The 21347-nt window shown below is 71.0% G+C and carries 21 protein-coding genes; 11 read left to right on the top strand and 10 right to left on the bottom strand.

All coding sequences use genetic code 11. The features are described from left to right. Nucleotides 1–12: 12 nt before the first annotated feature. The 3 genes from LCN96_RS40505 to LCN96_RS40495 all read right to left on the bottom strand — a co-directional run bounded on the left by LCN96_RS40505 (nt 13) and on the right by LCN96_RS40495 (nt 4437). Nucleotides 13–1338: a ferredoxin reductase family protein gene (locus LCN96_RS40505; protein ID WP_225267703.1), complete on the bottom strand. Its 1326-nt coding sequence runs from the start codon at nt 1336–1338 to the stop codon at nt 13–15. Between the two features lie 166 nt (nt 1339–1504). Further along, entirely contained in the window at nt 1505–2587 is a 1083-nt protein-coding gene (locus tag LCN96_RS40500; protein WP_225267702.1) for an acyltransferase family protein, read from the bottom strand. 59 nt (nt 2588–2646) lie between these two features. Beyond that, nucleotides 2647–4437: an AMP-dependent synthetase/ligase gene (locus LCN96_RS40495; RefSeq protein ID WP_225267701.1), complete on the bottom strand. Its 1791-nt coding sequence runs from the start codon at nt 4435–4437 to the stop codon at nt 2647–2649. 302 nt (nt 4438–4739) lie between these two features. Between LCN96_RS40495 and LCN96_RS40490 the strand changes: the two genes are divergently transcribed. After that, nucleotides 4740–5837, top strand: a complete 1098-nt coding sequence (locus LCN96_RS40490; RefSeq protein ID WP_225267700.1) for a VLRF1 family aeRF1-type release factor — start codon at nt 4740–4742, stop codon at nt 5835–5837. 6 nt (nt 5838–5843) lie between these two features. On the opposite strand, the gene LCN96_RS40485 is transcribed toward LCN96_RS40490, so the two are convergent. Continuing rightward, a complete protein-coding gene (locus tag LCN96_RS40485) occupies nt 5844–7160 on the bottom strand; it encodes an acyltransferase family protein (protein ID WP_225267699.1) in 1317 nt (438 codons plus the stop codon). 259 nt (nt 7161–7419) lie between these two features. Here LCN96_RS40485 and LCN96_RS40480 point away from each other — a divergent pair, with 259 nt between their 5' ends. From LCN96_RS40480 to LCN96_RS40470, 3 genes are all read left to right on the top strand, one after another. Next, complete coding sequence (locus LCN96_RS40480) at nt 7420–7632, top strand: hypothetical protein (protein WP_225267698.1); 213 nt, start codon at nt 7420–7422, stop codon at nt 7630–7632. A 63-nt stretch (nt 7633–7695) separates the two neighbouring features. Next, complete coding sequence (locus LCN96_RS40475) at nt 7696–8355, top strand: GntR family transcriptional regulator (RefSeq protein ID WP_225267697.1); 660 nt, start codon at nt 7696–7698, stop codon at nt 8353–8355. A 54-nt stretch (nt 8356–8409) separates the two neighbouring features. Beyond that, on the top strand, nt 8410–8937 hold the full coding sequence (locus LCN96_RS40470; RefSeq protein ID WP_225267696.1) for a DinB family protein: 528 nt from the start codon (nt 8410–8412) through the stop codon (nt 8935–8937). Between the two features lie 116 nt (nt 8938–9053). Here the strand turns inward: LCN96_RS40470 and LCN96_RS40465 are convergent, their stop codons facing one another. From LCN96_RS40465 to bla, 4 genes are all read right to left on the bottom strand, one after another. Further along, nucleotides 9054–9866 carry an endonuclease/exonuclease/phosphatase family protein gene (locus tag LCN96_RS40465; RefSeq protein ID WP_225267695.1) on the bottom strand — a complete coding sequence of 271 codons (813 nt, stop codon included), beginning with the start codon at nt 9864–9866 and terminating at the stop codon, nt 9054–9056. A 39-nt stretch (nt 9867–9905) separates the two neighbouring features. Continuing rightward, nucleotides 9906–10115, bottom strand: coding sequence for a hypothetical protein (locus LCN96_RS40460; protein WP_225267694.1), 210 nt, complete (start codon nt 10113–10115; stop codon nt 9906–9908). Between the two features lie 599 nt (nt 10116–10714). Then, on the bottom strand, nt 10715–12901 hold the full coding sequence (locus LCN96_RS40455; RefSeq protein ID WP_225267693.1) for a transglycosylase domain-containing protein: 2187 nt from the start codon (nt 12899–12901) through the stop codon (nt 10715–10717). Then, nucleotides 12901–13845 carry a class A beta-lactamase gene (gene bla, locus LCN96_RS40450; protein WP_225267692.1) on the bottom strand — a complete coding sequence of 315 codons (945 nt, stop codon included), beginning with the start codon at nt 13843–13845 and terminating at the stop codon, nt 12901–12903. The genes LCN96_RS40455 and bla overlap by 1 nt, the downstream gene beginning before the upstream one ends. A gap of 236 nt (nt 13846–14081) precedes the next feature. Between bla and LCN96_RS40445 the strand changes: the two genes are divergently transcribed. From LCN96_RS40445 to LCN96_RS40420, 6 genes are read left to right on the top strand one after another with little or no spacing between them, the layout of a single operon-like run. Further along, a complete protein-coding gene (locus tag LCN96_RS40445; protein ID WP_225267691.1) occupies nt 14082–15047 on the top strand; it encodes an alpha/beta fold hydrolase in 966 nt (321 codons plus the stop codon). Between the two features lie 9 nt (nt 15048–15056). Further along, nucleotides 15057–15443 (top strand): hypothetical protein, encoded by a 387-nt coding sequence (locus LCN96_RS40440; RefSeq protein WP_225267690.1) that lies wholly within the window; start codon nt 15057–15059, stop codon nt 15441–15443. 58 nt (nt 15444–15501) lie between these two features. Then, complete coding sequence (locus LCN96_RS40435; RefSeq protein WP_225267689.1) at nt 15502–15828, top strand: YidH family protein; 327 nt, start codon at nt 15502–15504, stop codon at nt 15826–15828. A 4-nt stretch (nt 15829–15832) separates the two neighbouring features. Then, nucleotides 15833–16168: a DUF202 domain-containing protein gene (locus LCN96_RS40430; protein WP_225267688.1), complete on the top strand. Its 336-nt coding sequence runs from the start codon at nt 15833–15835 to the stop codon at nt 16166–16168. A gap of 48 nt (nt 16169–16216) precedes the next feature. Continuing rightward, a complete protein-coding gene (locus LCN96_RS40425; protein WP_225267687.1) occupies nt 16217–16531 on the top strand; it encodes a hypothetical protein in 315 nt (104 codons plus the stop codon). Between the two features lie 56 nt (nt 16532–16587). Further along, nucleotides 16588–17088, top strand: a complete 501-nt coding sequence (locus LCN96_RS40420) for a hypothetical protein (RefSeq protein ID WP_225267686.1) — start codon at nt 16588–16590, stop codon at nt 17086–17088. Here LCN96_RS40420 and LCN96_RS40415 read toward each other — a convergent pair. Next, on the bottom strand, nt 17085–18929 hold the full coding sequence (locus tag LCN96_RS40415) for an ABC transporter ATP-binding protein (RefSeq protein ID WP_225267685.1): 1845 nt from the start codon (nt 18927–18929) through the stop codon (nt 17085–17087). The genes LCN96_RS40420 and LCN96_RS40415 overlap by 4 nt on opposite strands. Next, on the bottom strand, nt 18926–20650 hold the full coding sequence (locus LCN96_RS40410; RefSeq protein ID WP_225267684.1) for an ABC transporter ATP-binding protein: 1725 nt from the start codon (nt 20648–20650) through the stop codon (nt 18926–18928). The genes LCN96_RS40415 and LCN96_RS40410 overlap by 4 nt, the downstream gene beginning before the upstream one ends. 187 nt (nt 20651–20837) lie before the next feature. On the opposite strand from LCN96_RS40410, the gene LCN96_RS40405 reads away from it, so the two are divergent. Further along, nucleotides 20838–21317 (top strand): nucleoside deaminase, encoded by a 480-nt coding sequence (locus LCN96_RS40405; RefSeq protein WP_225267683.1) that lies wholly within the window; start codon nt 20838–20840, stop codon nt 21315–21317. Nucleotides 21318–21347 lie beyond the last annotated feature (30 nt).

The following is a 21347-nucleotide window of genomic DNA, read 5'->3' as shown; positions in this document are numbered from 1 at the left end:
GCGTGCTCCCGATCAGACGAAGACGAATCGTTCGGTGTGGATGTGCGCTACCGGCACGCCGAGTTCGGCGAGGCCGGACTCCATGGCATCGAGCATCGGTGGCGGCCCGCAGATGAAGTACTGCATCCGCCGGTGGCGGTCGGGCAGCCCGGGGAGCCGCCGGGTGAGCAGGTCCTTGTCGATGAGGCCTCGTTCACCTGTCCAGTCCGCGGGCGGGTCCTGGACGACGGGCACCAGGGTGAGGTTGAGCCGCCGTTCCAGCTGCCGGATCTCTTCCAGCAAGGTCGCGTCCTGGAGGGTGGTGACGCCGTAGAACAGGTGGCACGGCCGCCGGTCCCCCCGGTCGGCGAAGGTGCGCAGCATGCTCATCATGGGCGTGATGCCGATTCCGCCGGCGATCAGCACGAAGCCCGGCCCTTCGTTGCGGTCGGGGGTGAACACGCCGTGGGGGCCGTCCAGGTAGGCGCGGGTGCCGGGCCGCAGTCCGGCCATGCTGGTGGTGAAGTCGCCGAGCGCCTTGATGCTCAGCTGCACCCTGCCGTCGGCCTCCGCGCTGGAGGAGAAGGAGAAGGGGTGCTGGGTGAGGGCGAAGGGAGAGCGTTCCACCGTGATCCACGCGAACTGTCCGGGCTCGAACCTGAACCCTTCGTGCCCGACCGGGCGCAAGGTGATCGTCGTGGTGGCGCCCGGCTCGGCGGTGACCTCCTCGACCTCCCAGGGCCGGCGAAGCCGGCGAAGCGGGCGGACGAGGCGTACCCACACGATCAGTCCGACGAACGCAGCCGTCATGATCGCCCACAGCACCCGCTTCCACGGCGTGTCGACGTAGTAGCCGACCAGCTCGACGTGCGCGAGTGCGAACAGCACGGAGGCGATGGACAGCAGCATGTGCAGGCCCTGCCACACCTCATAACGCATGCGCACCTGCCGCCGCCAGACGGAGGTGACCATGACAGTCAGCACGCACAGGGTGGAGACGACCGCGAAGCGGGCCCGCCAGGGCGCCGTGACCGGGTTGAACAGGGCGATCAGGCTGCTGTTCTGGATCAGCAGGAGCACCGGGTGAGCCAGGATGAACAGAGTCGCGACGTAGGCGATCTGCCGGTGGAATTGCACCACCGCGTCTTCGCCGAAGGGGGCGGCGACTGACCGGAAACGCGCGACGAGGGCGAATTGCAGCCCCATCATCGACAGCCCGACGAATCCGAGGGCCACCGAGAAGTCGACGAGGAACCCACGCCCGGGCGGGGCCTCGCCGAGCAGCGCGAACACCAGGGGAGCGACGGCCACGGCCAGGTAGACCCCGACCCAGAAGATTCCCCGGACAACCAGCGACATCACACCTGATTTCCCTCTGCCCCCGGTCCGGTACGTATCTGATCACGACCTACCCGCGCTTGAAGGGCGGACGCCGCGCCGGGCGTAAAGTGCGGTGCAAATCCTCACGGACATCGTCCGCCAGACGCATGCCTGGACGAGGGGCGCCAGGGCTTCGTGCCCGAGATCAGCGACGCGCCTGTCTCCGGGGCCGGCGGGCGGCCAGCTCGACTCGGACGAACAGGACGACCAGGACGGCCATCACGACCGACGGGGCCAGCAACCACAGCCAGCGCTGGGCCCACCAGCCGGCGGTCGGCCGGGCCGGCAGCGTGCCGCCGAGCCCTTCATAGCCCCACAGCACCACCAGGTAAGCGGTCATGTGCCAGAGGAAGATGGTCAACGCGGCCACGTTGAGTGCCACCACCGGCTTCCAGGCAGCCGGCCGGCGCAGCAGGCGCCCGGCGGCCGGGGTGACCAGGATCAGCAGCCCGAGCTGGAAGACGGCCAGGGCGGCGATGGCGGCGTTCGTCGGGAAGATGTTGGATTCGACGCCGGCGGTGGCCACCATCGAGGCGGGGTAGCCCGCTCCCGCCGTCAGCCCGACCAGCGCGATCAGCCCGGCCCCGGCGACAGCCAGCCGTTGCGCCAGCGGCCGGTGCCCCAGCTCCCAGCCGCGCCAGGCGTAGCCGAGCTGGTGGCAGAACAGCCACACGAGGGCGGCGGTCACCCAACCTGCCCAGGCCAGGCCGGCGCCGCGGTGCGCCACGCTGCCGAGGGCGATCAGCAGCACGAGCGCTACCAGGACCCAGGCTCCGTAGCGGGCGTGCAGGCTCGTGGTGATCGGCACCACGGCGATCAGCAGGCCGTACACGCCCAGGAACCACAGCGGCGTCAGGTAGCCGGGGAACCACTCCCACATCCATCGGTGCGTGCCGGGCAGGGCAGCCGCGACCAGCTCGCCGGCGAGCCAGATCAGGGCCCAGGCCGCTGTCGGCCAGAGCAGCCGGCGCAGCCGGTCCAGGACGAACCGGCCGGCGGTGGTCCCGCGCGCCTGAGCCCGCTGCCAGCCGACCAGGTTGGCGTACCCGCCGACCAGGAAGAACACCGGCATGATCTGCAGCACCCAGGTGGCCAGCCAGCCGCCGGGTACGGCGTGGATCGGGTTGGGCATGGACAGGCTGCCGTCGGCGGTGCGGTGGGTTACGGACAAGGTCCAGTGCCAGAGGGTGACGACCACGATGCACAGCGCCCGGGCGGCGTCAACCACGCGGTCGCGGGACTCCGGCGTGGCTGAGACCAGCCGGTCGAGTGCCGATCGTCCGCCGCTCAGCGGTACAGCTCCTCGATGTCGGCCGCGAAGTCCTTGTGGATCAGGGCGCGCTTGACCTTCAGGGTCGGGGTCAGATATCCGTTCTGCTCGGTCAGGTCCCCCGGAAGGATGCGGAACCGGCGGATCGACTCGGCCCGGCTCACGCTCGTGTTGGCCGCGTCCACGGCCGCCTGCAGCGTGGCCAGCAGATCCGGGTCGTCGCGGAGGTCGGCCGGGCCGGCCTGCTCGGGCTTGCCGTTGGCCCGCTTCCAGGACGTCAGCGCGCCGGCGTCCAGGGTGATCAGCGCGGCGGTGTACGGCCGCCGGTCACCGACGACGACCGCCTGGCTGATGAGCGGATGGGTGCGCAGGTGGTCCTCCAGCGGCTCCGGGGCGAGGTTCTTGCCGCCGGCGGTGACGATGATCTCCTTCTTGCGGCCCGAGATCGTCAGGAACCCGTTCTCGTCCAGGGCGCCGACGTCGCCGGTGCGCAGCCAGCCGTCAGCGGTCAGGCTCTGCCTGGTCACCTGCTCGTTGCGCCAGTAGCCCTGGAACACGATCGGGCCCTTGACGAGGATCTCGCCGTCGTCGGCGATCCGGACGCCGACCCCGGGCAGGGGCGGCCCCACCGTGCCGATCTTCAGCGCGTGGGGCAGGTTCACGGTCGCGGCGGCGCTGGTCTCGGTCAGCCCGTAGCCTTCCAGCACGGTGATGCCGATCCCACGGAAGAAGTGGCCCAGCCGGGTGCCCAGCGGTGCTCCGCCGGAGATGGCGTAGCGGACCCGGCCGCCGAGCGCGGCCCGCAGCCGCCGGTACACCAGCCGATCGGCCAGACGGTGTGCCAGGCGCAGGCGCCAGCCTGGCCGCCCGTCGTCCAGCGCCTGGCTGTAGGCCACGGCGGTGCGCTCGGCCCAGTCGAAGATCCTGCCCCTGCCCTGCGCCCGGGCCCGCTGCTGAGCAGTGTTGTGGACCCGCTCGAAAACCCTGGGCACCGCCAGCAGGAACGACGGTCTCAGGGCGGCCAGGTCCTCGGTCAGCCTGGCGCGGTCGGCGTTGTGCGCCAGGCACACACCCCGCTCCACGCAGGCCACCTGGATCACCCGCGCGAACACGTGCGCCAGAGGAAGGAACAGCAGCGTCGAGGCATGCCGGCCGAAGATCTGCTCCAGGCTGTCGATCGCGACGCGAGCCTCGTGCAGCAGGTTGCCATGACTCAGCATGCAGCCCTTCGGACGGCCGGTGGTGCCCGAGGTGTAGATGATCGTCGCCAGGTCGTCGGCCGACACCGCCCGGCGGCGCTCCCGCAGCTGAGCGTCGTCCACGTCTCGCCCGTCCTCGCGGAGCCGGTCCAGCCCGCCGCCGTCGATCTGCCACACCCGCGGCGGCCTGGACAAGCCCTCGGCCACGTCCTCGACCAGGCGGCGATGCGAGTCGTGCTCGACCACCACGGCGACCGGGCCGGCGTCCTCCAGTACCCAGCGGACCTGCTCGGCAGAGGAGGTCTCATAGATGGGGACCGGCAGCGCCGCCACCGTCCACAGGGCGTAATCCAGCAGCGTCCACTCGTAGCTGGTGGCCGCCAGCAGCGCGACCCGATCGCCTGGCTGGATCCCGGCGGCGAGGAAGCCTGCCGCCAGGCTGCGGACGTCGGCCGCGAACTGCCTGGCCGTCACCGGGCGCCAGCCGCCGGCCGTCCGGCGCTGGAACAGAATGATGTCGCCGTTCGCGCGGTCGTCGGCGAACACCACGTCGGCGAGCTGGGTGTCCGGAGCAACGGTCACCGGGGCCGGGTTCGTGTGGACACGCATCGTCCATCTCCCTGTGAGGAAAGGAAACCGGGCGGAGTGCGGCACCGGGCGCCGCGTGAAGGGCGGCGATGGGCAGCCGATGGTGTTGTTTCCCCAGGTCAGTGAGCACAAACGTGAAGGCTGTACGACTGGGCGGCCCGGTGCATGACGATCAGCGTGATCCTCGCCGGCCAGCCGGGCGAAGCGGGACTGAGGCCCCCTGAAAGCCGTTGACCAGGGACGATGGGTGGCTCGGATAAAATGAAGTCACCCCCACCGCTGGGGCCCACGCAAGGGCCCCTGCCCATGGAGGTGAGCGCGACATGGTGTTCGACCAGACAGATCTACGCGAGCTGGCGGCCTTCGGCGACGAGATCGGTGTGCTGTCGCTCTACACCACGATGGAGCCCGGCACGCAGGCCGGGCGGGCCCGGCTGCGTAACGAGATCGCCGCGTTGCGCCAGGAGCTGGCCGCGGGCCCCGACCAGGAGCGGGCGAGGCTCGTGGGCCTCCGCCTCGACCTGCTGGAGCCGCGGATCGACGAACTGCTCGACCCGGCCGGTCCGGGTCTCGGGCGTGCCCTGTTCGCGCAGGTGGCCGGCGACGAGGTACGCACCGAGTGGCTTCAGCTCCCGGTGGGTCACCTCGCCACCCTCAGGGAGCACGCCTATCTGCTGCCGCTCGTCGCCGCCGTACAGGCCGACAGGCCCGCCGGGGTCGCCAGGGTGGGGCGTGACGGCGTACGGCTGTTCGACTGCCGATACGGCCTGGCCGACGAGCTGGAGCCGGTCAGCTTCAAGCTGGCGACCGCGGACGCGCCCGAGAAGGGGCCGGTGACGCTGCCCAGCCTCTCCCGGCGCGGCATCCACCCCGACCGCTTCGACCAGCGCATCGAGGAGCACCTGACCAAGTACCTGCGCGAGGCGGCCCCGCACGTGGCGGGCCAGGCCCAGCGGCTGGGCTGGGAGACGCTGCTGCTGGTGGGCGACCCCCGCGACACCTCGGTGCTGAGCGAGACGCTGCCGGCCGGCCCGGAGATCATCCCCATGGACGCCGTGCTCGATCACGCCCTGTCGCCGTCGGAGGTGCTGGAGTTCGTCCGCCCGGCTCTCGACGAGGCGCGGGCCAGGCACGACGCCGCCCTGGCCGTGCGCGCCCGGGACCTGGCCCTGTCGGGCGGCAACGGCGCGGTCGGCCTCGACGACATTCTCTCCCTCCTGCGCCAGGGCCGGGTCGAGCACCTCCTGCTCGACGAGGCGGGCCCGCGGGACGCCGAGCCCATGGGCGTCGCCCCGGAGGAGCTGGAGGAGGAGATGATCGAGCTCACCTTCGAGCATGGAGGCGAGGTCACCATGCTGGAGACCGGTGCGGCGGAGGAGCTCGCCGAGGCGGGCGGAGTGGCTGCCATGCTGCGCTGGTGAGGGCGTTCAGCGGCCGGCGGCCGACCGGACAGGTCTGGTTCGCGCCACGCGCAGCACAGCGGCACCGCACAGATACGAGAGCACCCCGGCCCATGGGAGACCCGTGGGCCCGTGGTAGCCGGGGCCGGACACGGCGACGACGAGTAGCCCGGCCAGCACGGCGGCCGATCCGAGCACGGTCGCGCCATCGCGCCACAGGCCGCGCTCGGAGGAACGCGCCGTCGACCTGCGCAGTTCGATGCGTGCGAAGAGCGCGACCAGAACGGCCAGGACCACGGCGCAGGACACCAGCCATGGCACTCGCCACAGCAACCACGCCGTGGAACGCAGCGGGGGCTGCGGCATGAGACCGGTCGGGAACAGCACGGCGGCCGCGATCGCCGCCGCTGCCATGTGCCAGAGAAACACGGTCAGGATGACCGCGTTGGTCGCGACGACCGCGCTCCACGGGCCGATCCGGCGCAGCCATCGGTTGGCCGCGGGCTGAAGGGCGAGCACCAATCCGATCTGCGTGACGGCGAGCGCCATCAGAGCCAGGCTCGGCGGCGTCGTGTTGTAGCCGACCATGCCGACCGGATAGGGGCCCAGCACCGTCAGCCCGATCAGGGCGGCCAGACCGCCGGCCGCGACCGCGAGCGCCCGTCCAGGGCTCAGCCGCAGGAGCCCGTCCCGCCAGCAGAACCCGAGCTGGTAGATCGCCAGCCAGGCGAACACGTAGGTGCTCAGACCGACGACCGGCACGTGCAGGCCCCGCCGCAGCAGGTCGGCGACCGCGACGATGACCACCATCACCGCAGGGACGGCGAGCCCCGCGCGGCGGTGCAGCCTGTGCAGCCACGGCGTGAACACCACCAGGACGAGGTAGGCCAGCAGGAACCACAGCGGGATGGAGGCCAGCCACGCTGCGTGACCGACCAGCTCGGCGTTCATCCCGGCTGCGACCGCGGCCACCGACACCAGCGGCAGCACCAGGAACAGCGCAGTTGTGGGCCGAAGCAGCCGGTCGGTTCGCCTCAGCACCCAGCCGATGCCGTCACCTCCGGAAGCGCGGTGCGAGGCCATCGAGGCGCCGCCGGCGAAGCCGCCGACCAGGAAGAAGATCGGCATCACCTGGAACAACCAGGTGACCGGATCGATCCAGGTGAGAACGTCCAGCGCGTTGTACCCGGACAGCTCGCCGTCCCGGTAGGTCACGGCGACGACGAACCAGTGCCCGAGCACCACCAGGCAGATGGCCAGCGCGCGCCACATGTCGACGTCGCGCTCGCGACTGTCCGGCGTGCGCACCGCCAGGTCACGCACCATCGCCCCCCACCCGCGCATGACGTCGCCCCCTCGCCCACCATGGATCATCGCGCGCACAGTTCGGCCCCAGGTCAGAGGCCATGCTGGGCCTGTCCCCAACCCTCATCGAGGTGAAACGGTGACGCCTGTCCCGCGAAATCGCGCGGGTGCTCGGCCGGCCGATCAGCGATCTGCTGTGTGAGGCGCGGCCGGCTCGCCCAGGCGGCGCTGGAACGCCACGCCGATTGCGAGGCCGTCCTACGACGCCGCCGAGATCGAGGACTCCGGGCACTTCACGGTGATCGGGACGAAGCTGTACGTGTGGGCGCTGCGTTACACGGCCGACGAGTACATCGCGCTGCTGGACACGTTCTCCGGCCATATCGCCATGGATCGGGCCAGGAACGCGCGCCTCTACCGCGAGATCCGCCGCCTCCTCGCCGAACGCCCGGACGGCCGGCTCACCCGCCACTGGTCGGCGGTGCTCACCGTCGCGCGACGTACGGGCTGACACGCCCCGAATGCCCGAGGGTACGCACAGGTGCGTCATGACAGGGCACTAGAGTGCCTCATCGTGCCGGATCCGACAGGAGGCGACATCCGCATGGGCGACGAGGCGCCGAGCAGGGAAGACGTCCAGGGCGGCGACCCCGCAGGACGAGCGTCCGGGGAGCGGGCCGGCGGCGTGCCGCGTGTCCTGGTGCGGCGGGCGTTGCCGACGGAGCCCGCCGTGCGGGGCTCGGCGTCGCTGTTCCTGTCGGAGGCGCAGCGCCAGGGGCTGAAGGCGGGCCGCCGGATGTTGTACGTCGGGCTGGAACCGGCCGGTGACCAGGTGGCGGCCTGCCTGCGGGTCGAGCCGGGCACGGACGTCGTGGCGCGGCGCAAGATGATGACCGCGAACGACGTCCCCGTGCGCGTCGCCACCAGCTACTTCCGGGCCGACCTCTTCGGCGGCACCAGGCTCGCCGAGCCGGAGTTCGTGCGGCCGTCGCTCCAGTCCGCGCTCGTCGCCCTCGGCCACGCGTTCGGCCGGGCGGAGGAGACGCTGACGGCGCGGCCACCGACGGGGTTCGAGCGGGAGACGCTGGAGCTGGATCCGGGGGAGTGGGTCGTGCAGGTGCTGCGGGCGAGCTACTCCACCGAGGACGTGCCCGTGCACGTGCTGGAGACGATCTGCGCCGCGAGCCGGCACGTCTTCTCCATCGCTCAGGTCGCGGGTCACGACGAGTTCTGAGGTACGCCCCTAAACCGTTTTACGGACGGGGGCCGGGCGTGCGAGCATCGGCCGATGTCTGGATCGCGAAGTGAGCTGCTGCGGTGGCAGTTCGAGTTCACCTGGTCGTTGTTCGAGTATCACCTGGAGCGGCTGGAGCCCGGCGACTTCCTGTGGGAGCCCGCGCCGCACTGCTGGACCGTGCGCCGTGACGCCGAGGGCAGGTGGGAGCCGGACTGGGCGGAGAGCGAGCCCGATCCCGTGCCCGTGCCCACGATCGCCTGGGTGAGCTGGCACATCGGCTGGTGGTGGAGCGTGAGCATCGATCACGTCCAGGGGCGGGTGCCGCGTGAGAGGGCCGAGGTGAGGTGGCCGGGTGACGGGGAGAGCGCCGTGGCGTGGTTGCGAGGGCTGCGGGAGGAGTGGCTGGGGCTGCTGGGGCGGCTGACCGATGCCGACCTGGAGGCCGTGGCGTCGTTCCCGTGGCCGGAGGAGTCCGGGCAGACCGTCGCGCACATGCTCGCCTGGGTGAACGCCGAGCTGATGAAGAACGTCACCGAGATCGGGCAGCTGCGGTTGCTGCGCGCCGCCGGCCTGGGCTGACCACGGCAGCGCCGCGAGGTCCGCGACGGGGCCGAGGTGATCGCCGGCCCGGACGCCGCTACGGCAGCGCCGCGAAGTCCGCGACGAGGCCGAGGTGATCGCCGGCCCGGACGCCGCTACGGCAGCGCCGCGAAGTCCGCGACGAGGCCGAAGTGGTCGCCGGCCCAGACGCCGTCCACCGGCCGGTCGAAGATCTGCCGGCAGTCCACCAGCCGCAGCGTCGGCCCGTTGCCGTGGCACCGTACAAACAGGTAGTCGATGCGCCGGCCCGTCTCCAGCGGCCAGTTCCCGCTCGTCACCAGTGGATTGACCGGCGTGAACGTGTGCCCGGGCGCGTTCGGGTGCGCCCACCGCCACACGTCGCGATAGGCCACGCTCATCCCCTCCAGGGACTGCAGCCCGCTCCAGAACCGGACGCCGGCGGACTCGGGCGGCGCGTCGAAGTCCCCGGCCACCACCACGTGCACGTCGTCCCGGCCCCCGACGGCCTCCTCGATCAGCCTGGCCGCCCGTACGGCCTGCAGCTCGCGCTCGTACTCGTGGCCGAGACGGAAGGAGGGCTTGTGGTTGACGAACAGCAGGGGCGCCGGCCGCAGCTCGGGGACGTGCACCTCCGTGAGCCCGACCCACCCGGCGAACTCCGACGGATCCACCCGGGCGGTGACGTCCAGCCTGGCCTGCCGGACGTCGTGCGGGGGCCAGCGGCTGGCGATCGAGGCCCGGGTGCCGTCGGCTTCGCCGCGTTCCTGGTGGACGACGTGGTAGGCGGGGCCCAGGAGATCGACGACCTGATCGTGGTCGTCCGTCACGACGGACTCCTGGAAGGCGACGAGGTCGGGGTCCAGGTCGCGCAACCCGTCGATCAGGAGTTGCCTGCGCCTGGGGTAGGAGCCGTGGCGGGCCCAGAGGTTGAGGGTGACGACGCGCATGGGCGAGCGCTACCCGCACGGCGGGCGCGGGAACGGCGGTCAGCGGTCGAACCAGCGGCCCGCGGACGGGGTGGCGAGCAGGAGGATGGTGGCCAGGGGGACGAGGGCGGCGATGAGCCTGCCGGTCGGGCCGGTGTCGCCTTCGAGCAGGGGCCCGGCGAGGCCCCGACGCAGATGACCGCCTGGAGGGCGATGGCTCCCCAGCGCACCGGCCTGCGGCGTGACGGCCAGCGGGCGACCAGGAGCCACAGGAGCGCCGTGACGGCTGCGGCGGCGAGCGGGAGCAGCAGGTGGGCGGCTGAGCCGGATCCGATGGAGACGTAGATCATGATGGCGATCCCCGCGAAGCCCATGCGAGCTGGAGGGTCATGATGAATCTGGCGAGGTACGCGGTGACCGGCATGTGGTGGACCTGGGCGTCCTGGGCTGTCACCCGATCATTCTTGTACATCGGCCGGCGAGAGACGAACCGGAGCACCTGCGCCGGATGGGAGACGGAGGGACGACCACGTGGTGGATGACACAGCACGATCGGGCGAGAGCGGCGTCGCGACGCCCGAAGAAGCCTTCCCCGGATCTGGAGACGTGATCACCATCCTCACCCGCACCGACCACCACGTCGACGACTTCGGCCAGCTCATCGAGGCGGGACGAGCCGCGTTCCAGGCCGATCGCCGGGATGACCTGGTTCCTCAGGGTGCGCGAGGCGATGCCCGTCGAGCTGGGCGAGCACCCGGCGGACCCGTTCGGGGTGGCCGCGCAGGCGGACGGGAGCCTGCTGCACGCACATCGCTACATCTACGCGCCGGCGGCCGTGGACGGCCCACCGCGGGCCGTCCACGATCCGGCTACTCCAGGATGTCCTCCGGGAACTGCGGGGACTCCGGGTAATCCGGGGACTCGGGGGACTCGGGGGACAGGGTCACCTCGGGAGTCGCCTCGTCCTCCTTCGGTGGACCCTCGGCCGGGCGGCAGCTGACCGAGCACCCCTCGAACCGGCCCTCGTCGATGGCCGTGAACGGCGTGGCCGGCACCCCGCGCAGCGCCGACGCCATGGTGTCGCGCCAGATGGGCCCGGGGATGCTGGCCCCCTGGACCGCCCCGTAGTACCGCCCGCCGATGGTGACCCCCGTCAGCTTGTGCTGCTGGGAGCCGCGCGGGTCGCCGAGGCTGACGGCGGACGCCAGGTCGGGGGTGAAGCCGGCGAACCAGGCCGAGGCGTAGTCGTCCGTGGTGCCCGTCTTGCCGGCGGCGTCGCGGTCGAGGCCGCCGACGCCGCTCATCGTGCCCTCGGTGAAGACGCCCGACAGGACCTCGGCCGTGGCGTCGGCGATGGCCGGGTCGAGGGACTGGTGGCACTTCTGGCGGTAGCGGGTGGTCCGGCCGTCGCGGTCGGTGATGCGGGTGATGGCCAGCGGGGCGCAGTACCGGCCGCGGGCGGCGATCGCCGCGTACGCGGTGGCGACCGTCACCGGGTCGGACTCGTTGATGCCGAGCGTGAACGTCTCGTACTCCTGCAGCTTCTTGCCGTCCGCGCGCCGGATCCCGAGGGACTTGGCCGTCTGGACGGTCTCGCACAGGCCGACCCGTTCCTCCAGCTCCATGAAGAACGTGTTCACCGAGTCCCACGTGCCGGTTCTGAGCGTCTTCCAGCCGGGCGAGCCCTCGTCGTTGGTGACGGTGTGGGTGGGGTCGCCGACGTTCTGGCCCTTGCAGGTCTTGAACGTGGAGTACGCGGGCGCCCGGTAACCCGCGCCCGCCGCGATGCCGTCGCCCAGCTTCATGCCCTGCCGCAGGGCGGTGATCAGGGTGAACGTCTTGAACGTGGAGCCGGGCTGGAAGCCGATGCCGCCGCCGTGCTCGGTGTTGGCCACGACGTTGTAGGAGATCTCGTTCCTGGCGGCGTTCGTGCCGTAACGGCGGCTGGCCGCCATCGCCTTGATCTCGCCGGTGCCCGGCTCGACCAGGGCCTGGGCGGCGACCGGGGCGTCCGAGGGGTGCACGTACCGCTTGATCGCCCGGTCGGCCGCGGCCTGCATGGCCGGGTCGAGGGAGGTGGTGATGGTCAGGCCGCCGCGGTTGAGCATCGCGAGCCTGGCCTCGGCGGTGCGGCCGAAGTCCGGGTTGCCGAGGATCTCGTGGCGCACGTAGAGGCAGAAGTACGGGTGCTTGCTGCTCTCGCAGCCGCCCGGGATGCGGGTGCCCTTGTAGCCGAGCTTGGTGGCCTTGGCCTCGGCCGCCTCGGCGGCGGTGATCTTGCCCAGCTCGGCCATCCGGTCCAGGACGACGTCGCGGCGGTCGAGCAGGCGCCGGCGCTGCTGCTTGCCCAGGTTCGGGTCCGTGGCGTTCGGGTCCTGGACGGCGCCGGCCAGCGTGGCGGCCTGGGGGAGCGTCAGGTCGGCCGCGGAGACGCCGAAGAAGCGCCTGGCCGCCGCCTCCACGCCGTAAGCGCTGGCGCCGAAGTACGCGATGTTCAGATATTTGGCGAGAATCTCGTCCTTGGTGTACTTCTCCTCGATGCCCATCGCGTACCGCAGCTCGTTGAGCTTGCGCGCGTAGCTCGCCTCCACGGCCGCGTTCCGCTCCGCCTGCGTGTCGGCCGAGTTGAGCAGCACCTGCTTGACGTACTGCTGGGTGATGCTGGACCCGCCCTGGCTGACCCGGCCCGACTGCAGGTTCGTGGCCAGCGCGCGCAGCGTGCCCTCGATGTCGATCGCCCCGTGCTCGTAGAAGCGGAAGTCCTCGATCGCCACGATCGCCGTCTTCATCGTCTCGGAGATCTCGTCGAAGCCGACGACCTCGCGGTACTCCTCGTAGAAGCGGGCCAGCTCGCCGCCCTTGGCGTCGCGCACGATCGTGACCTCCGCCGGTGGCGGCTCGGCCAGGTCGAGCGGCTTGAGGTTCACCTCACCCGCCGCCGTCACGAAGCCGAGCCCGGCGCCCCCCACCGCCGGGACCGCGATCGCGGCCACCACCAGCCCCGCCGCCGCGCCCGCGGCGGCCAGGCGCATGATGTTCGTCCCCCGACGCGACATCAGAGCCTGCCGAGCCCGCGGGCCAGGATCGTGGCGGTCTTGGCGACGACGGCGTCGTCGGCGGCGGCGACCGTGCGGTGGGTGTAGACGGCCAGGATGATCGGGGCGCTCGACGCGCCGGACGGCCAGACGACGGCGATGTCGTTGGCGCCGCCGATCTCGCCGTTCGTGCCCGTCTTGTCGCCGATCTTCCACGTCTTGGGCAGGCCGGCGCGGATGCGGGCGTCGCCCGTCTTGTTCGCGATCAGCCAGGCGTTGAGCTGCTCGCGGTCCTTGGCCTGCAGCGCGTTGCCCGCGGTGAGCAGGCGCAGGTCGCGGGCGATGGCCGCGGGCGTGGTGGTGTCGCGCTTCTCCTTGGCGGTCCAGTCGTTCAGCTCGGTCTCGTAGCGGTCGAGCCGGGAGATCGGGTCCTTGAGCGAGCGGAAGTACTTCGTCAGCCCCGCCGGCCCGCCGATCTGCTTGAGGATCATGTTGGCGGCGGTGTTGTCGCTCTCGGTGATGGTCGCCTCGCACAGCTTGGCGACGCTCAGGCCGTCCTCGACGTGCTTCTCGGTGGTGGGCGAGTTGGGCTTGAGGTCGGCGGCCGTCCACTTGACGACCTTCTCCATCAGGCCGGGCTCGGTGGTGCGGGCCCTGTGCAGGGCGGCGGCGCAGAGCGGCGCCTTGAACGTGGACAGCAGCGGGAACCGCTCACCCGAGCGGTATCCGACGGTCCTGCCCGTCGCGGTGTCGATGGCGTAGGCGCCGATGCGGCCCTTGAAGGACGCCTCCAGCGCCCGCAGCTCCTTCTTGACCTGTGCCTGCGCCGTGTCGTGCCGCGCGGCGGTGACGCTGACGCCGGCGGAGGCCGAGGCCGTGCCCGGGGTGAGCGCGCCGCCCGCCACGAGGGAGACGGTCAGGGCGGCGGCCGCCTGGAGCGCGGCCCGGGTGCGGAGGTGTCGCATGCGTGTGTGTCCTCGCTGTCATGGGATCGGTCTGGAGGTGAGGAGCAAAGCAGATGCGATCACGTGATGTCTAATAGCGATATCGCGAAACGAGCGATATCTGTTGACGTATGAATGCAGGTCAGCGCCATAAGGTAAGCGAATGGCGCCGCCGCGCGTTTGCCGGAACGGCAACAGGATTCGCCCGTTCCCCCGCCACGCCCGAGAGTGCGGGGAGAACGAGACGGAGGACGTACATGTCGCAGACCCATCGCCTGGTCGAGGTGCCGGGCGGCCGGATCCACGTGGTCGAGCAGGGCAGCGGGCCGCTGGTCCTGCTCGTCCACGGCTTCCCCGAGTCGTGGTACTCCTGGCGCCACCAGCTCCCCGCCATCGCCGCGGCCGGGTTCCGCGCGGCGGCGATCGACGTGCGCGGCTACGGCCGCTCCTCGGCGCCCGCCCGCGTCGCGGACTACCGGATGCTGGCCCACGTCGCCGACAACGCCGCCGTGGTGCGCGCGCTCGGCGCGGACTCGGCCGTGATCGTCGGGCACGACTGGGGGTCGTCGATCGCCGCGAACAGCGCCCTGCTCAGGCCGGACCTGTTCAGTGCCGTGGGCATGCTGAGCGTCCCGTACGCGCCGCGCGGCCCGCACCGCCCCACCGACGGGTTCGCCGCGATGGGCGGGGACGAGGAGTTCTACGTCGGCTACTTCCAGGCGCGGGGCCGCGCCGAGGCCGAGATCGAGCCGGACGTGCGCGGCTGGCTGGCCGGCTTCTACACCGCCCTGTCAGGCGAGGGGCAGGGCGCCTACTTCGTGCCCAGGGGAGGAAGGCTGCGCGACCGGTTCCCCGGAGGGGCCCTGCCGTCCTGGCTGACGGAGGCCGACCTCGACGTGTACGCGGGCGAGTTCGAGCGGACCGGCCTGACCGGCGCGCTGAACCGCTACCGCAACGTGGACCGGGACTGGGAGGACCTGGCGGCCTGGGACGGCGCCCCGATCAGGCGGCCCGCGCTGTTCGTCGGCGGGGCGCTGGACGCCAGCACGACCTGGATGGCCGGCGCCATCGAGGCGTTCCCGCAGACCGTGCCGGGCATGGCCGGGGTGCATCTGCTGGAGGGCTGCGGCCACTGGGTCCAGCAGGAGCGGCCCGAGGAGGTCAACCGGATCGTGTGCGATTGGCTGCGCGCGGTGACCGCAGAGAGCCCGGCCCTTGGGTAGGGTCGAGGCATGCGACATCTCAAGAGCCGGTTCCTGCCACTGGCCCTGTTCGCCGCAGGTGTCCTGGCTGCCGGGTGCAGCGAGGTCAACAGCACGATCGACAAGGCTCAGGCATGCCTCGAAGCACCGAAGATCATCACTGAGCTGGGTGCGGAGATCAGCAAGCTCACCAACGACCCCCAGGCCATGGACAAGGCCATCGACGACGCCGCCGGCAAGCTCAACGGGCTGGCCGACCAGGCCGCCAACACCACGCTCAAGGAGGCCACCGACAGCATGGCCGGCACCTTGACGAGCATCAACGTCCAGGACGCCAACGACGCTGTCGACGCGGTGCAGAAGGTCACCACGGAGAGCGCCGCCTACGTGGAGAAGGTGGCCCAGGCCTGTAGCTGACCTGCTGGGATAATCCCGGCTTCTCTAGGGGAAATGGGTACGAATTAGCGTTTTACTCATGGAACCCGACCCGCGTTTCACCTTGGCCAACGAACGCACCTTCCTCACCTGGCTGAGCACGGCGCTGGCGCTCAGCGCGGGTGGGGTGGCCATGGCGGCGGTGCCGTCCGACGTGTTCGTGCCGTGGATCCGTACAGGGCTGGCCATCGTGCTGGTCACCCTCTCCGCGCTGGCGGCGGGCATGGCCTACCCGCGCTGGCGCAACATCCAGCGCGCGCTGCGCCGGCAGGCGCCGCTCCCGCCGCCCGCACTGGCGGCCGTCTTCGGGTACGGCGTCGCGGCCGTGGCCGTCGTGGCCCTCGTCCTGATCATCCTGTCCGCGTGACCGCATGACGCCGGAAGAGGAGATCTGGGACAAGGGGCTGCAGAGCGAGCGCACCCGGATGGCCTGGGTGCGCACCGCCGTGGCCCTGTCCACCGGCGGGCTCGGCGCGGCCGGGCTCGCGGTCCGGCACGGCCTGCCCGCGCTCGCCGTCGTCGGCTTCACCATGGCCGCGCTCTGCGGCGGCGTGCTCCTGATCAGGACCCGACTGCGTTACCGGCGGGTACAGGCCGCGCTGCACGCCGGCACGCCGCTGAACGCCGGGCTGGACGTCCTGTTCGCCTGGCTGGGCACGTTGAGCGTGGTCGCGGGCGCTTTCACCTTCGTCCTCACCATCCGGTGAGCCTGGTTGCGCCGATCCGCGAAGGGGGCGGACACTCGGAATCAGGGGGTGAGCCTCACCGTGGAAGAAGAACTGAGAAATGTGCCTTTCGAGTGCCGGGGCTGCTGGCACGTCTGGCAGGAGGACTACGTCGTCAGGCACAGCGAGGATGATCACGGCAACGAGGGCGTGATCTGGCTGCGTGCCGGGCTGCCCGCGCCGCCGCCGTCGTCGGGCGCCATCTGCCCGCAGTGCGGCTGCCAGCAGGTGACCACGTTCCCGGACGGCTATCTCGCGCGCCATCCGGAGCTGATCCCGCCGGCCGAGCCGATCCTGCCGGACGCGACACCGCTGTTCAGCCCGGTGCCGAAACCGCTGTATTGACGGCGTAACCTGACTGCCGGTAAGGATTTCCTGACCACCGGTGTCAGGAGCCCGTCTTGCAGGGAGATCGTGACCGGACCGACACTCGGAGTGACACGGCGATCGACAAGCCGGGGGTGGTCCTTGTGCCGGACGGGTTCGACACCTGCGAGACATGGCCCTTCGAATGCCTGCGCTGCCTGCACGTCTGGGAAGAGGAGTTCGTCGTCAGGCACCTCTCCGACGCCTACGGCAACGGGGGCGACATCTGGCTCAGCTCGGGAGTTCCCGTGCAGCCGCCCTGGTCGAGCGCCTGCTGCCCGGCCTGCGGCGCGTACCGGGTGACCTGGTTCCCCTCCGGGTATCCGACCCGCCACCCCGAGCCCGAGCCCGAGCACGAGCCCGAGCCGGAACCGGTGCTCATGCCGGCGTGGCCGCCGGACAGGGCGTCCGCTCCGCAGACGGAGCGGACGCGCCTGCCCGGCAGGCTGCTCGTCGCGCTGGGCGTGCCGCTGGCCCTGTTCGTCGGGTACGAGCTGTACGCCGGCGCCATGGCGGCGGCCCACCAGCACCCCTAGGAGCTGAGGCTCTCCAGCCACGCCCGGTGCAGCCCGGCGAAGCGGCCCGCGGCGGCGATGAGCTGCTCGGGCGGCCCGTCCTCGACGATGCGGCCGCCGTCCAGCACGAGCACCCGGTCGGCGATCTCCACAGTCGACAGCCGGTGCGCGATGATCAGCGCGGTGCGTTCGGCCAGGATCGTGCGCAGCGCCCGCTGCACCAGCCGCTCGCTCGGCACGTCGAGGCTGGAGGTGGCCTCGTCGAGGATCAGCACGGCGGGGTCGGCGAGGAAGGCCCGCGCGAAGGCGACGAGCTGCCGCTGCCCGGCCGACATGCGCCCGCCGTGCTTGCCCACCTCGGTGTCGTAGCCCTGCGGCAGGCCCGAGATGAACTCGTGCGCGCCGATGGCCTTGGCCGCCTCGCGCACCTGCCGGTCGGTGGCGTCGGGCTTGCCGAACCTGATGTTGTCCGCCACCGTGCCGTCGAACAGGAAGTTCTCCTGCGTCACCATGACCACGGCCTGGCGCAGCGTCGGCTCGTCGAGCCGGCGCAGGTCCACGCCGTCGAGCAGCACGCGCCCCTGCGTCGGGTCGTAGAAGCGGGAGATCAGCTTGGCCAGCGTCGTCTTGCCCGCGCCCGTCGCGCCGACCAGCGCCACGCTCTGCCCAGCCGGGATCGTCAGGTCCAGGCGCGGCAGGATCGGCATCTCCTTGACGTAGGCGAACTCGACGCCGTCGAAGCGCACCTTGCCCCTGGCCCTGCCCTGCGGCAGCGCCTGCGGCTCGCGCGGCTCGGGCACGCCGGGCTCCTCCTCCAGCACGCCCGACAGCTTCTCCAGCGCCGCGCCGGCCGACTGCAGCGTGTTGTAGAACTGGCTGATCTCCTGCATCGGCTCGTAGAACGAGCGCAGGTAGAGCATGAAACCGGCCAGCACGCCGGGGGAGACCTCGCCGCGCAGGGCCAGGTAGCCGCCGTAGAGCAGCACCGCGCCGATCGTCATGTTGCCGATCAGCTTGACGCCGGTCATGAACGTCGCGCCGAGGATCATGCTGCGCGCGTTGGCGTCCCGGTAGTCGTCGTTGAGCTGCTCGAAGATCTCCTGGTTGCGCGGCTCCCTGCGGAAGGCCTGCACCGCGCGGATGCCGATCATCGACTCCACGAAGTGAACGATCACCAAGGCGACCGTCTCGCGGGTCCGCCGGTAGACCACGGCCGACTGCCGCTGGAACCACTTGGTGAACAGCAGCAGCAGCGGGATCGGGATCAGCGCCACCAGGCCCAGGTGCACGTCCAGCACCAGCAGCAGCACCGCCGTGCCCACCAGCGTCAGCACGGCCTTGACCAGCGCGTCGAAGCCCGACTGCACCAGCTCGGCGATGGCCTCGATGTCGGAGGTCAGCCGGGAGATCACCCGGCCCGAGGTGTACTGCTCGTGGAAGCTCAGCGACAGCCGCTGGAAGTGGTCGAACACCCTCCTGCGCAACGTCAGCAGGATGCTCTGGCCGACCGCGCCCATCAGCCGCAGGAACGCCTGCCGGGTCAGCGCCTGCGTGACCGCCGCGGCCAGGATGGCCCCGACCACGGTCACCAGGATCCCGGCGCCCGAGCCGTTCGTGATGGGCGGGATGCCCGAGTCGATGCCCACCGTGACCAGGTAGGGGATCGACAGCCCGGCCGCGTTGGAGACCACGATGATCAGCACGAGCAGCGCGATCTTCTTCTTGTACGGCCGGAGCAGGTCGCCGAGCAGCCGCCGCGAACGCGCCCGCAGCAGCACGGACACCTTCTCCGACAGCTCGTCCTGATCCTCGGAGGCGACGCCGCGCCAGGAGCCGCTCTTCTCCTGAACCGTCGTGGTCATCGAAGCGCTCCTTCCGCCGCGTCGTCGAAGTCGGCGTCCTGGGCCAGCAGCTCCCGGTACTCGGGCACCCGCGCCAGCAGCTCGCGGTGCTGCCCGACGTGCGTGATCGTGCCGTCGCGCAGCAGCGCCACCTTGTCGGCCAGCAGCACGGTGGAGGCGCGATGGGCGACCACGATGCCGGTCGCGTCACGCAGGACGTGCCGCAGCGCCTCCTCCACCAGCGCCTCGGTCTCGGCGTCGAGCGCCGACAGCGTGTCGTCGAGCACGAGGATGCGCGGCTTGCTCAGCACCGCCCTGGCCAGCGCGAGCCGCTGCCGCTGCCCGCCCGACAGGGACAGGCCCTGCTCGCCGATGCGGGTGTCGAGGCCCCACGGCAGATCGTGCACGAACATGGCCTGCGCGGTCTGGACGGCCTGCGCCAGCTCCTCCTCGGTGGCGTCGGGCCGGCCCAGCATGAGGTTCTCGCGCACGGACATCGAGAACAGCGTGGGCTCCTCGAACGCGGTGGCCACCACCGAGCGCAGGGTCTTCAGGTCGAGGTCGCGTACGTCGTGCCCGTCGATCGTGACCCGGCCGGAGGTGGGGTCCATCAGGCGGGGCACCAGCGCGGTCAGCGTGGTCTTGCCCGCCCCGGTCGCGCCCACGACGGCCACCGTCTCGCCCGGCCTGACCTCCAGCCAGACCTCACGCAGCACCGGCTCCTCGGAGTCGGCGAAGCGGAAGCCGACGCCCTCGAAGCGCAGGTGCCCGCGCGGCTCCTCGATCGTGCCGGTGCCGCTCTCGATGGCCGGGACGGTGTCCATGACCTCCATGAGCCGGTCGGCGGAGGTCATCGCCTCCTGGGCCATGACCAGCAGGTAGCCCAGGCTCGCCACGGGCCAGACGAGCTGCAGCATCAGCGTGGTGAAGGCGATCAGCGCGCCCAGCGTCAGGTCGCCGGACCCGACCGCCAGCGCGCCGATCAGCAGCACCAGGGCCAGCGTGATGTTGGGGACGATCTCCAGGAAGGAGAAGAACTTGGCCGACACGCGCACCTTGTCCATCGAGGAGCCGTAGACCTTCAGCGCCGCGTCGTCGTAGCGGTCGTAGACGTGGTGACGGCGGCCGAACGCCTTGATGGTGCGGATGCCGATCGCGGACTCCTCGACGAGCGTGGCGAGGTCGCCCTGCTCGTCCTGGACCTGGCGGGAGATCTTGATGTAGCGCTTCTCGAAGCGCTGCGAGGTCCACACGATCGGCACCACCGAGGCCAGCACCAGCAGGCCCAGCGGCCAGTACATGTTCAGCAGCAGCACGGTGACCGTGATGACCTGGAGGACGTTCATGACCAGGAACAGCCCTCCGAAGCCGAGGAAGCGCCGGATCGTCGACAGGTCGGTCGTGGCCCGTGATAAGAGCTGCCCGGACTGCCAGTCTCCGTGGAAGCCCATGGGCAGGCGCTGCAGGTGCTCGTACAGGTCGTCACGGACGGCGGTCTCCAGGCCGAGCACCGGTTTGACCTGGATGTAGCGCCGGAACAGGATCAGCAGCGCCTCAAGGGCGCCGACGCCGACGGCGAGCAGCCCGAGGGGCAGCAGCGCACCGGAGTCACCGTGTTCGACGGGCCCGTCGATGACGGACTTGATGATGAGGGGGAACACGATGACGAGGCCGACACCGACGAGCGCGGTCAGCCAGATGACGATCAGTCTGGCGACGTAGGGGCGGAGATACGGCTTCATCCGCCACAGGGAGTTGGAAGACAGCAGGGGACGGCGAGGTTTGTGCGTATCGGGAGGCATCCCTTCTAGGCTAATACGTGGGATCAACCGATTTTCTGTGGCCCCAGGGCGGGATTTATGTACATGACGTGGGCAAACATGAATGTTCATGCGCTTTCGGCGGGCCGTTACGTGTGTTGGAGTTGTTGTGATCAAGCCTTCTGAGCTGCCGTACCTGCGGCGCTGCGTCGAACTGGCAGCGCGGGCGCTGGAGGTGGGTGACGAGCCTTTCGGCTCCGTGCTGGTTTCCGGCGACGGGGCGGTGCTGGCCGAGGACCACAACCGGGTGGCCTCGGGCGACCGCACCAGGCACCCGGAGTTCGCCCTGGCCCGCTGGTCCGCCGAGCACCTGACGCCCGAGGAGCGGGCCGCCGCCACGGTCTACACCTCCGGCGAGCACTGCCCGATGTGCGCCGCCGCGCACGCCTGGGTGGGGCTCGGGCGCATCGTCTACGCCGCCTCCTCGGCGCAGCTCGCGGGCTGGCTGAGCGAGCTGGGGGTGCCCGCGCCGCCCGTGCGTACGCTGCCGGTCGGTGAGATCGCGCCCGGGGTGATCGTCGACGGGCCGGTGCCCGAGCTGGCCGAGGAGGTGCGCGACCTGCACCGTCGCTTCCACACGCCCATTTGACCTGCGGTTTGTACTCTCCGTGGCACAGTC

This window comes from Nonomuraea gerenzanensis, assembly GCF_020215645.1.
GTDB classification, from domain to species: Bacteria; Actinomycetota; Actinomycetes; order Streptosporangiales; family Streptosporangiaceae; genus Nonomuraea; species Nonomuraea gerenzanensis.
The sequence above is the reverse complement of the archived record's forward strand: the minus strand, read 5'-3'. Positions and strand labels throughout refer to the sequence as shown.

Bases quoted from the DNA above. Each gene is read 5' to 3' on its own strand.
- LCN96_RS40505 (WP_225267703.1), bottom strand. From the start codon at position 1,338: ATGTCGCTGGTTGTCCGGGGAATCTTCTGGGTCGGGGTCTACCTGGCC.
- LCN96_RS40495 (WP_225267701.1), bottom strand. From the start codon at position 4,437: ATGCGTGTCCACACGAACCCGGCCCCGGTGACCGTTGCTCCGGACACC.
- LCN96_RS40490 (WP_225267700.1), top strand. From the start codon at position 4,740: ATGGTGTTCGACCAGACAGATCTACGCGAGCTGGCGGCCTTCGGCGAC.
- LCN96_RS40485 (WP_225267699.1), bottom strand. From the start codon at position 7,160: ATGCGCGGGTGGGGGGCGATGGTGCGTGACCTGGCGGTGCGCACGCCG.
- LCN96_RS40470 (WP_225267696.1), top strand. From the start codon at position 8,410: ATGTCTGGATCGCGAAGTGAGCTGCTGCGGTGGCAGTTCGAGTTCACC.
- LCN96_RS40465 (WP_225267695.1), bottom strand. From the start codon at position 9,866: ATGCGCGTCGTCACCCTCAACCTCTGGGCCCGCCACGGCTCCTACCCC.
- LCN96_RS40455 (WP_225267693.1), bottom strand. From the start codon at position 12,901: ATGTCGCGTCGGGGGACGAACATCATGCGCCTGGCCGCCGCGGGCGCG.
- bla (WP_225267692.1), bottom strand. From the start codon at position 13,845: ATGCGACACCTCCGCACCCGGGCCGCGCTCCAGGCGGCCGCCGCCCTG.
- LCN96_RS40445 (WP_225267691.1), top strand. From the start codon at position 14,082: ATGTCGCAGACCCATCGCCTGGTCGAGGTGCCGGGCGGCCGGATCCAC.
- LCN96_RS40440 (WP_225267690.1), top strand. From the start codon at position 15,057: ATGCGACATCTCAAGAGCCGGTTCCTGCCACTGGCCCTGTTCGCCGCA.
- LCN96_RS40435 (WP_225267689.1), top strand. From the start codon at position 15,502: ATGGAACCCGACCCGCGTTTCACCTTGGCCAACGAACGCACCTTCCTC.
- LCN96_RS40430 (WP_225267688.1), top strand. From the start codon at position 15,833: ATGACGCCGGAAGAGGAGATCTGGGACAAGGGGCTGCAGAGCGAGCGC.
- LCN96_RS40415 (WP_225267685.1), bottom strand. From the start codon at position 18,929: ATGACCACGACGGTTCAGGAGAAGAGCGGCTCCTGGCGCGGCGTCGCC.
- LCN96_RS40410 (WP_225267684.1), bottom strand. From the start codon at position 20,650: ATGAAGCCGTATCTCCGCCCCTACGTCGCCAGACTGATCGTCATCTGG.